The organism is Achromobacter spanius, assembly GCF_039673305.1.
Classification (GTDB): Bacteria; Pseudomonadota; Gammaproteobacteria; order Burkholderiales; family Burkholderiaceae_B; genus Achromobacter; species Achromobacter spanius_F.
The window spans coordinates 1-8,792 of record NZ_JBDJLJ010000100.1 but is presented as its reverse complement, the minus strand read 5'-3'; the positions used below and the strand labels follow the sequence as shown (position 1 = coordinate 8,792).

Genomic DNA, 8,792 nt, shown 5'->3' with positions numbered 1-8,792 from the left:
CCCTGAACGCGCAGGCCTACACCGTCGGCCCCCACGTGGCGTTCGGCGCCGGCCGCTATGCGCCGGGTACGCGCCAGGGCCGCGCCCTGCTCGCCCACGAGCTGGCGCACGTGGTCCAGCAGCAGGGGCGCTATCGCCCGGGCCTGCCGCTTGAACTGGGGCCCGCGCATTCACCGCTGGAGGCCGAGGCCGACCGCGCCGCAAGCGCCCTTGCCCTGCCGGCCGCCGCGCGCGGCACGGCGTCGCAGACGGTGCCGCGCGCGGGCATGGGCGATCTGCGCGTGGCCGAGGCCGAGGCGCGCAAGTGCCCCGCCACGCACGCCATGCCCAATGATGTGTTCGACGCGGTGAACGAAGCCTGGTCCAAGTCCGGCCACGGCGAAGACACCGTCACCGAACATGGCGGCCGCATCGTGTCCGACAAGGACGGCAAGCGCGTCATCCGCACCGGTTCGGGCGGCGGGGGCAGCATCAGTTTGCCGGCCGAACAGAAAGGCGACTACACGCTGGGCACGTTCCATACCCACCCGTACAGCAAGTCCGAAAAGTCCAAGCTGGGCGTGAGCTTTTCCGGCGGCGACGTGGCCAACTTCATGGCCGGCAACCAGGGCTGGGTGAAGTACGTGGGCGCCGGAAGCTGCAACTACGCCCTGAACATCCAGGACTACGAAGCCGTGTACGACTGCCGCAAGCGCAACATCGACTTCAAGACGCGCTGGAACGACGCGTTCGCGGCCGCATCCGGCACCTTCCAGGAAAAGGTCGAAACCGCCGTGCGGGCTTCCATCGACGGCTGCGGGATCTGCTACTACCGCGCCTGCCGGCCGGACGACGCCAGCGCCGTCCCGAAAAGCATGAATCTGATCTAGGAGCCGCCATGGAAGACTGGGTGGGAAAGACCGTGGGAGAAGTGCTCGACCTGTGCCAGACGCGCTACGCGGACGTCACCCTGGTCGACGAGCCTCCCGGCAAGCTGCGCGCCGTGGAACTGGAATGCGTGGCGCGGATGCCGGCATCGCGCTATGTGCTGGAATTCGACTATCGCCCCGAGCTGTTCAGCGCCGCGCGCCACTGGCCCGAATCGCTGGTGGGCGCGCAGAAGGTGACCGCCGTGCGCAACGCCGCCGAACCGCAGGCCTATCCATGAGCGGGCCGCTTTCGCCCCGCCTGCTGCGCGGCGGCATCATCCTCATCGACCCGGCCAGCGGCGCCGTGCAGCGCGTGATCTCGCTGCAGTACAACCCCGAGACGCTGACGCGGTCGCTGCAGCCGCAGACCGTCGACGATGGCGGCGCGGCGGCCGAGCCGCTGCGCCTGAAGGGTCCGCCTGCAGAGACGATCAAGCTCGACGCCGAACTCGACGCCACCGACCAGCTCGAGTTCCCGGACGCCCATCCCCAGGCGCGCGACACGGGCATCCACGCCCAGCTTGCGGCGCTGGAAACGATCGTCTATCCGGACAGCGCCGCGCTCATCCGCAACAACCAGATCGCCAACCTGGGCACCCTGGAAATCGCGCCCACCGTGGCGCCGCTGAGCCTCTTCGTCTGGAGCCGCGAGCGCGTGGTGCCGGTGCGCGTGACCGATTTCTCGATCACGGAAGAAGCCTTCGACGCCCGCCTGAACCCCATCCGCGCCAAGGTGTCGCTGGGCCTGCGGGTGCTGCATGTGGGCGACCTGGGGTTCGGCGACAAGGGCGGCCACCTCTACCTGGTGTACCAGCAGCGCAAAGAGCGGCTGGCCGCCATGGCCGGGCTGGGCGACCTGGGATCGGTCGGCCTGGAGTCCCTGCCATGAGCATCCAGCGCTTTCCGGCCAACAGCCGCTATCACGACGTGCCCACCGCCGAAATGCCCGGCGCCGACGGCAGGCCGCTGGTCTACCTGCGCCGCCGCTTTCTTCCCGATCCGGCCGCGCTGACTCCGGTGGGCGAGCTGAGCGTCGCGCCGGGCGACCGCCTGGACCGGCTGGCCGCCGTGGCGCTGGGCGACCCGCTGCAGTTCTGGCGCCTGGCCGACGGCAACGACGCGCCGCGTCCCGCGGCGCTGGAGCAGCCCGGCCGCAGCCTGCGCGTCACGCTGCCCGCCGCGCTGGGCGCGGCCATGGGGGCCGGCGATGCTTAACGGCGTGCACCTGACGCTGCTGGTCGGGCCCGGCCTGCCCGTGCCCGCGCCGCGGCCGCTGATGGACGGGCTGGAAAGCGCCGAGGTCTCGTCGTCCGCGGACGGACCCGGCGGCTTCCAGCTCACCTTCGCCATCAGCAACCGTTCGCCGCTGCACGCGCTGCTGGTGATCGCCGGCGGCCAGGTGCCCTGGCTGCGGGTCATCCTGATCGCGACGCTGAACGGACTGCCCACCGTGCTGATGGACGGGCTGGTCACGCGCCAGGAACTGACCGACGGCAATGCCCCCGGCCAGTCGCGCCTGACCGTCACCGGCGAGGACCTGACCATTGCGATGGACAAGCAGGACATGAGCGGCCTGCCCTATCCCGCGATGCCGCCGCCCGCCCGCGTGGCCGCCATTGTCGGGCGCTACGCGCTGTACGGCATGCTGCCGCTGATCGTGCCGTCGCCCTTCACCGACGTGCCCATCCCGGTCGAACGCATTCCCCTGCACGAAGGCACCGACCTGGCCTATGTGCGCCAGCTCGCGGCCGAGGTCGGCCACGTGTTCTACATCGAGCCCGGCCCGCTGCCCGGCGCGAACGTGGCCTATTGGGGGCCCGAGATCCGCCTGGGGCCGGTGCAGCCCGCGCTGAGCCTGGGCATGGATGTGAACAGCAACGTCGAGTCCCTGTCGTTTTCGGTGAACCAGTCGGACGCGGCCCTGCCCGTCATCTTCATCCAGAATCCGCTGACCAAGTTCCCGATTCCCCTGCCCGTGCCCGACGTCAGCCTGGCCAGCCCGCCGCTGGGCCTGCTGCCGCCGATGGCCAAGGGCCTGACGCTGCTCAAGGAAACCGCGAAGCTGTCGCCCGCCGCCGCGCTGGGACGCGGGCTTGCCATGGCCGCGGGCACGTCCGCCGACGCGGTCACCGCCGACGGCGCGCTCAACGTGCTGCGCTACGGCCACGTGCTCAAGTCGCGCCAGCTGGTGGGCGTGCGCGGCGCGGGGCTGGCGTTCGATGGCCTGTACTACGTCAAGCGCGTGGACAGCTCGCTCAAGGCGGGCGAATTCCGGCAGCAATTCTCGCTGGCCCGCAACGGCCTGATTTCGACCTTGCCCCTGGTGCCTCCATGACAGAACCGCAACGCCACTACGGCAAATTCCGCGGCGTGGTGATCAGCAACATCGATCCCATGCAGATGGGCCGCCTGCAGGTGCAGGTGCCCGACGTGCTGGGCCTGGGCATTTCCAGCTGGGCCCTGCCGTGCGTGCCCTTCGCCGGCCAGCAGAGCGGCGCCTTCGTGCTGCCGCAGGTCGGCGCGGGCGTGTGGGTCGAATTCGAGCAGGGCAAGCCCGACTATCCCATCTGGGTCGGCGGCTTCTGGGGATCCGCGGCCGAGGTGCCCGCGCTGGCGCTGGCGGGCCTGCCGGTATCGCCCAGCATCGTGCTGCAGACCGGCGGGCAGAACACGCTGATGATTTCCGACCTGCCCGGCCCCACGGGCGGCATCCTGCTCAAGACCAAGACGGGCGCGATGATCTCGATCAGCGACGTGGGCATCACCCTGTCCAACGGACAGGGCGCCACGGTGATGCTGGCCGGCCCCGTGGTCAACATCAACCAGGGCGCCCTGACGGTGACCTGAGGAGAACGCACCATGCCCGGACCCCTGCTGCATCTCGGCGCCACCGTGCTGTGCTCGCACGGCGGCCAGGCCCTGCCCGTGGCGCCCAATCCGCGCGTGCTGCTGTCGGGCCATCCCGCCGTGACGATACTTTCCACCTATTCCATCGCCGGCTGCACCTTCCCGCCGCCGCCCTCGGGCAACGGCCCTTGCGTCACGGGAATGTGGCTGAGCGGCGCCACGCGCGTGCTGATCGCGGGGCAGCCGGCCGCCCTGCAGACCGGCGCCTCGGTCTGCATGCCGACCGGCACGCCCCTCATGGCGTTGCAGGCGCAGCCGCGCGTGGTGGGCATGTAAGGACGATCGCCATGGCCTACCTGCGCTTTCCCTTCACGCCTGACGAACGCGGACGCAGCCGCGGCGCCGACGACGCCACGCATGTGCGCGACATGATCGAACAGGTGCTGTTCACCGTGCCCGGCGAACGCGTCAACCGGCCGGATTTCGGCTGCGGATTGCTGCAGCTGGTGTTCGCGCCCAACAGCGACACGCTGGCGGCCGCGGTGCAGATGAGCGTGCAGGGCGCGCTGCAGCAGTGGCTGGGCGAACGCATCGCCGTGGAGGCCGTCAACGTGTCCAGCCGCGACGCGGTCTTGCAGGTGGAGGTGCAGTACGTGATGCGCCAGGGCCAGCAGCGCCGCCTGGCGCGCTTTACCCGGGACCTGCCATGAACCGCCAGTTCCGCAGCGCGCATCCGCGCCGCCTGCAGCTGCTGCGCGCCCAGCAGCCGCCCGGCGACAACGGCATCGCCTATGTCGAAATCGACGCGGCCGACCAGCGCACGCTGCGCGTGGTGTGCGCGCATCCGGTGTCGGGCATCGGCCGCGCGCACGTGCGCATCGAAGGCGGCGCGCGCATCCGCGGCATCGCGCTGGCCGCGGACCCGGTGCTTTCGGGCAACGAAATCCTGCTGACGGTGGACAAGGCCGGCGATTTCTCGTGGTACACGCTGGCGCTGGTCGACCCCGCCGATCCGGACGCGCCGGCGCCGGGATTCGACCTGTGCCTGTCCACCATCGAGATCAACTTCAAGGCCGGCTGCCCGTCGGAGTTCGATTGCGCCGACACGCATGCGTGCGACCCCGCCGCGCCACCCGAACCCCTGCTGGACTACCTGGCCAAGGACTACGAGAGCTTCCGCCGGCTGATGCTGGACCGGCTGTCGCAGAGCATGCCGGACTTCACCGAGCGCAATCCCGCCGACTTCACCGTCGCGCTGGTCGAAACGCTGGCGTATGCGGCCGACCATCTTTCCTATGCCCAGGACGCGGCCGCCACCGAAGCCTATCTGGACACCGCGCGCCGTCGGACCTCGCTGCGCCGCCATGCGCGCCTGCTGGACTATCCCCTGAACGACGGCTGCAACGCGCGCGTCTACGTCGCGTTCGAAGCGAACGCCCAGGGCGACGGACGCGTCGTGCCCGCCGGCGCCGCTCTGCTGACCAGTTCCGCCGAAGCGGCGCTGGCCGCGCCCGTGCGCCGCCGCGAGGCGCTGGACGGACTGCCGGCGCCGGGCGTGGAGGTCTTCGAGACCCTGCACGCCCTGACGCTGCGCGCCGCCCACAGCCGCATCGCCCTGCATGATTTCGCCGATCCCGCCTACTGCCTGCCGCGCGGCCAGACGCAGGCGGCGCTGGTCAACGATCCGCCCCTGGCGCTGGCGCGCGGCGACGTGCTGCTGTTCGAGGAAACCGTCGGACCGCTTACCGGCCGCGCGGCCGACGCCGACCGCGCCCACCGCCACGCCGTGCGGCTGACCGAGACGCGCATCGGGCGCGACGACCTGACCGGCACCGACCTGCTGCTGATCGCCTGGCACGTCGACGACGCGCTGCCGTTCCCGCTGTGCGTGAGCCGCGAATTCGAGCAAGGCGGCGCGCTGGTCAAGCAGGCGGTGTCCGTGGCGCTGGGCAATGTCGTGCTGGCCGACCATGGCATGCGGCGGGACTGGACGGCCTTGCTGCCGGACACGGCGACGGCGCGGGACGACCCGGCCGTGCGTCCGTACCGCCCCCGTCTGCCGGACGCGGGGCTGGCCTGCGCCGAACCTTATCGGCATGCGCTGGCCGCCAGCGCGGCGCTGTCCGCCGGTGCGGCGCTGGCCCAGGATCCGCGCCGCGCCCTGCCCAGCGCAATGGCGTTGCAGGCCGACGACCCCGACCAGCCCGGCGATGTCCCGGCGCCCGCCAGCGTGCCCTGGGCCCCGCAGCGCAGCCTGCTCGCCAGCGCCCGCGATGCGCGCGAGTTCGTCGTCGAAACGGAAGCGGACGGCGCCGCGTGGCTGCGCTTCGGCGACAACCGCTACGGCGCGGCGCCCGTGGCGGGCGAACGCCTGCTTGCCCGCTACCGGCTGGGCGGCGGGCCTGGCGGGAACGTGGGCGCCAACGCCATCGGCGCGCTGGTCACCGACGACCCGGACCTGATGCTGGGCGTCTCCCGCGTGCGCAACCCGATGCCCGCGCAAGGCGGCGCGGCGCCCGAGCCCGCGGACGCGATCAAGCTCAATGCCCCGGAAGCCTTCCGCGTGCAGGAGCGCGCGGTCACCGCCGACGACTATGCGCGCCTGGCCGAACGCCATCCGCAGGTGCAGCGCGCAGCCGCGCGGCTGCGCTGGACAGGAAGCTGGCACACCGTGTTCCTGACCGTCGACCGGCGCGGCGGCCTGGACATGGATGCGCCGTTCCGCGCGATGATGCGGGCTTTCATGGAACGCTTCCGGCTGGCCGGGCAGGATCTTGAGTTCTCCGACCCGGTCCATGTTCCCCTGGATATCCTGGTGCGTGTCTGCGCCGCGCCCGGCCACTTCGCCGCGGACGTCAAGGCCGCGCTGCGCGACGCCTTCAGCGCGGGCCTGGACCGTGCGGGCAGGCCCGGCTTCTTCCATCCCGACCGCTACACCTTCGGCACGCCGCTGGCGCTGTCCGCGTTGATGAGCGCGGCGATGGCCGTGCCCGGCGTGGCGTCGGCTCGCGCGGAACGCTTCCAGCGCTGGGGCCGCGAGCCCGCGGGCGAACTGGACAGCGGCCGCATTCTGGCGGCGTCCCTGGAAGTGCTGCGTGCCGACGGCGATCCCAACTTCCCGGAAAACGGCCGCATCGATTTCATCGTGGAGGGCGGCTCATGACCACTCCCGCCGATTGCGGCTGCTGCGCCGGCCAGCCCGCGCTGACGCCGTCCGACCAGGCCAATCCGCCCGGACAGCCCGCGCTGCGCCTGCGCATCGGCACCCATGGACGTTTCCTGGCCAGCCTCACCGCCGACCTGGCCCGCTCGCAGCCCCTGGCGGCGCTGACCACGCGCGACCGCGACGACCCCGTGCTGGCGCTGTTCGATGCCTGGGCGGCGGTGCTGGACGTGCTGGCGTTCTACCAGGAGCGCATCGGCAACGAAGGCTATCTGCGCACCGCGACGGAACGCCGGTCGGTGCAGTCGCTGGCGCGCGCCATCGGCTACGAACTGCGGCCCGGCGTGGCCGCCACGACGTGGCTGGCGTTCACCCTGGAAACGGCGCCTGGCGCCCCCTTGCGGGCACGCGTCGAACCCTGGACGCGCGCGCAGAGCGTTCCCGCGCAGGACGAACGGGCCCAGACCTTCGAGACCCTGCAGGCCGTGGAGGCCCGCGCCGCCTGGAACGCGCTGGAGCTGGCCTGGCGCGAACCGACGCCGCCGCGTTTCGGCGCGCGCACGTTGTGCCTGGGCGGCGCCGCCACCCGCCTGAAGGCCGGCGACGCCGTGCTCATCGTGGGCGACGAACGCCTGCGCGACGCGGGCAACGAGAACTGGGATTTCAGGCGCCTGACGCAGGTCCGCGAGTTCACGCCCGGCCCGGGCGAGGATGGCGCGCCGGCCTACACGCTCATCTCGCTGGACCGGGGCCTGGGCAGCGCCGCGCCCCACGTGCAGCCGGCGCAGCGCAATCCGCGCTGCCATGCCCTGCGCGCGCAGGCACGCCTGTTCGGCTACAACGCGCCCGACTGGCGCGCCATGCCGTCCACGCTGCGCGCGGCCTATCTGGGCATGGCCGACGACGCCAAGCCCTCGTTCAGCCAGTTTCCGCAGTGGCCCGGCTTCACCCTGGCCGACGTTTCCGACCCGCCCGGAACCAGCGCCCCCGGCACGGGCCTGTATGGCGAGTACTACCGCGGCAAGGCCTACGGCCAGCGCGTCATGACGCGCACGGACGCGCAGCTCGATTTTCACTGGGGCGCGGGCGGCCCCGGCGACGGCATGCCCGCGGACAACTTCAGCGTGCGCTGGACGGGCTGGGTGCTCGCGTCCGCCAGCGGCAGCCATGTCTTCCACGTCACGGCCGACGACGGCGTGCGGCTGTGGATCGACGGTGAACTGCTCATCGATCAATGGCGCGAACAGTCGCCCACCGAGTACAGCGCCAGCGCCCGCCTCACGGCCGGGCGCAAGCACGACATCCGCATCGATTACTACGAGGCCGGCGGCGACGCCACGATCTCGCTTGCGTGGACCGCCCCCGGCCAGCCCCGCCAGGCCATCCCCGCCGCAAGCCTGTATCCCGCCGATGTCCACGGCGTGCACCTGGACGCCGCCTATCCGAAATGGATGCCGGGCGGCTGGGCCGTGCTGTCGATGCCCGGCTACGAAGAGCTCTACCGCATCGCCGACGCCAAGCCCGATGCGCGGGAGGGCTTCGCGCTGGCGGGCCCCACCACCCGCCTGACGCTGCGCGGCGAAAGCGTGCGCGAACTGTTCAACCATGCCCTGCGCGAAACCACCGCCTATGGCGAATCCGAGCCGCTGGACTGGGGCTTGCGGCCGGCCTCCGGATTGACCCAAGGCCACGAGCTGGTGCTGGGCGCGTATGAACCCGACCTGCCCGAGGGCCGCGTGCTGGCCGTGACCGGCCTCGTCCTGGCCGAGGACGACGCCGCCAACGCCGCGCCGCGCGCGCGGCTGCTGCGCGGCGTTCCGCTGGCCGGCGTGCGCGTGGGGAGCGACGGCGCCAGCGCAGAGCGGGAAGTCGAG

10 protein-coding genes are annotated in these 8,792 nt (G+C 71.7%); all 10 read left to right on the top strand.

The window, feature by feature from the left end; translation table 11 throughout:
• The coding region (locus ABE485_RS30605; RefSeq protein WP_346519010.1) for a DUF4157 domain-containing protein at positions 1–869 on the top strand (869 nt) is incomplete at its 5' end.
• Positions 870–877: 8 nt separating this feature from the next.
• Entirely contained in the window at positions 878–1,147 is a 270-nt protein-coding gene (locus ABE485_RS30600) for a hypothetical protein (RefSeq protein WP_346519009.1), read from the top strand.
• Positions 1,144–1,797: a hypothetical protein gene (locus ABE485_RS30595; RefSeq protein ID WP_346519008.1), complete on the top strand. Its 654-nt coding sequence runs from the start codon at positions 1,144–1,146 to the stop codon at positions 1,795–1,797. Before ABE485_RS30600 ends, ABE485_RS30595 begins: the two co-directional genes overlap by 4 nt.
• On the top strand, positions 1,794–2,123 hold the full coding sequence (locus ABE485_RS30590; RefSeq protein WP_346519007.1) for a LysM domain-containing protein: 330 nt from the start codon (positions 1,794–1,796) through the stop codon (positions 2,121–2,123). The genes ABE485_RS30595 and ABE485_RS30590 overlap by 4 nt, the downstream gene beginning before the upstream one ends.
• Complete coding sequence (locus ABE485_RS30585; RefSeq protein ID WP_346519006.1) at positions 2,116–3,243, top strand: hypothetical protein; 1,128 nt, start codon at positions 2,116–2,118, stop codon at positions 3,241–3,243. Before ABE485_RS30590 ends, ABE485_RS30585 begins: the two co-directional genes overlap by 8 nt.
• Positions 3,240–3,755: a phage baseplate assembly protein V gene (locus ABE485_RS30580; protein ID WP_346519005.1), complete on the top strand. Its 516-nt coding sequence runs from the start codon at positions 3,240–3,242 to the stop codon at positions 3,753–3,755. Before ABE485_RS30585 ends, ABE485_RS30580 begins: the two co-directional genes overlap by 4 nt.
• A gap of 12 nt (positions 3,756–3,767) precedes the next feature.
• Complete coding sequence (locus ABE485_RS30575) at positions 3,768–4,091, top strand: hypothetical protein (RefSeq protein WP_346519004.1); 324 nt, start codon at positions 3,768–3,770, stop codon at positions 4,089–4,091.
• A gap of 11 nt (positions 4,092–4,102) precedes the next feature.
• A complete protein-coding gene (locus ABE485_RS30570; RefSeq protein ID WP_346519003.1) occupies positions 4,103–4,465 on the top strand; it encodes a GPW/gp25 family protein in 363 nt (120 codons plus the stop codon).
• Complete coding sequence (locus tag ABE485_RS30565) at positions 4,462–6,918, top strand: putative baseplate assembly protein (RefSeq protein ID WP_346519002.1); 2,457 nt, start codon at positions 4,462–4,464, stop codon at positions 6,916–6,918. Before ABE485_RS30570 ends, ABE485_RS30565 begins: the two co-directional genes overlap by 4 nt.
• Positions 6,915–8,792 (top strand): PA14 domain-containing protein (locus tag ABE485_RS30560; RefSeq protein ID WP_346519001.1); only part of this gene is annotated, 1,878 nt, incomplete at its 3' end. The genes ABE485_RS30565 and ABE485_RS30560, both read left to right, overlap by 4 nt.

What these genes read in the sequence shown, in the direction of transcription:
- ABE485_RS30600 (WP_346519009.1), top strand. Translation starts at nt 878, where the DNA reads ATGGAAGACTGGGTGGGAAAGACCGTGGGAGAAGTGCTCGACCTGTGC.
- ABE485_RS30595 (WP_346519008.1), top strand. Translation starts at nt 1,144, where the DNA reads ATGAGCGGGCCGCTTTCGCCCCGCCTGCTGCGCGGCGGCATCATCCTC.
- ABE485_RS30590 (WP_346519007.1), top strand. Translation starts at nt 1,794, where the DNA reads ATGAGCATCCAGCGCTTTCCGGCCAACAGCCGCTATCACGACGTGCCC.
- ABE485_RS30585 (WP_346519006.1), top strand. Translation starts at nt 2,116, where the DNA reads ATGCTTAACGGCGTGCACCTGACGCTGCTGGTCGGGCCCGGCCTGCCC.
- ABE485_RS30580 (WP_346519005.1), top strand. Translation starts at nt 3,240, where the DNA reads ATGACAGAACCGCAACGCCACTACGGCAAATTCCGCGGCGTGGTGATC.
- ABE485_RS30575 (WP_346519004.1), top strand. Translation starts at nt 3,768, where the DNA reads ATGCCCGGACCCCTGCTGCATCTCGGCGCCACCGTGCTGTGCTCGCAC.
- ABE485_RS30570 (WP_346519003.1), top strand. Translation starts at nt 4,103, where the DNA reads ATGGCCTACCTGCGCTTTCCCTTCACGCCTGACGAACGCGGACGCAGC.
- ABE485_RS30565 (WP_346519002.1), top strand. Translation starts at nt 4,462, where the DNA reads ATGAACCGCCAGTTCCGCAGCGCGCATCCGCGCCGCCTGCAGCTGCTG.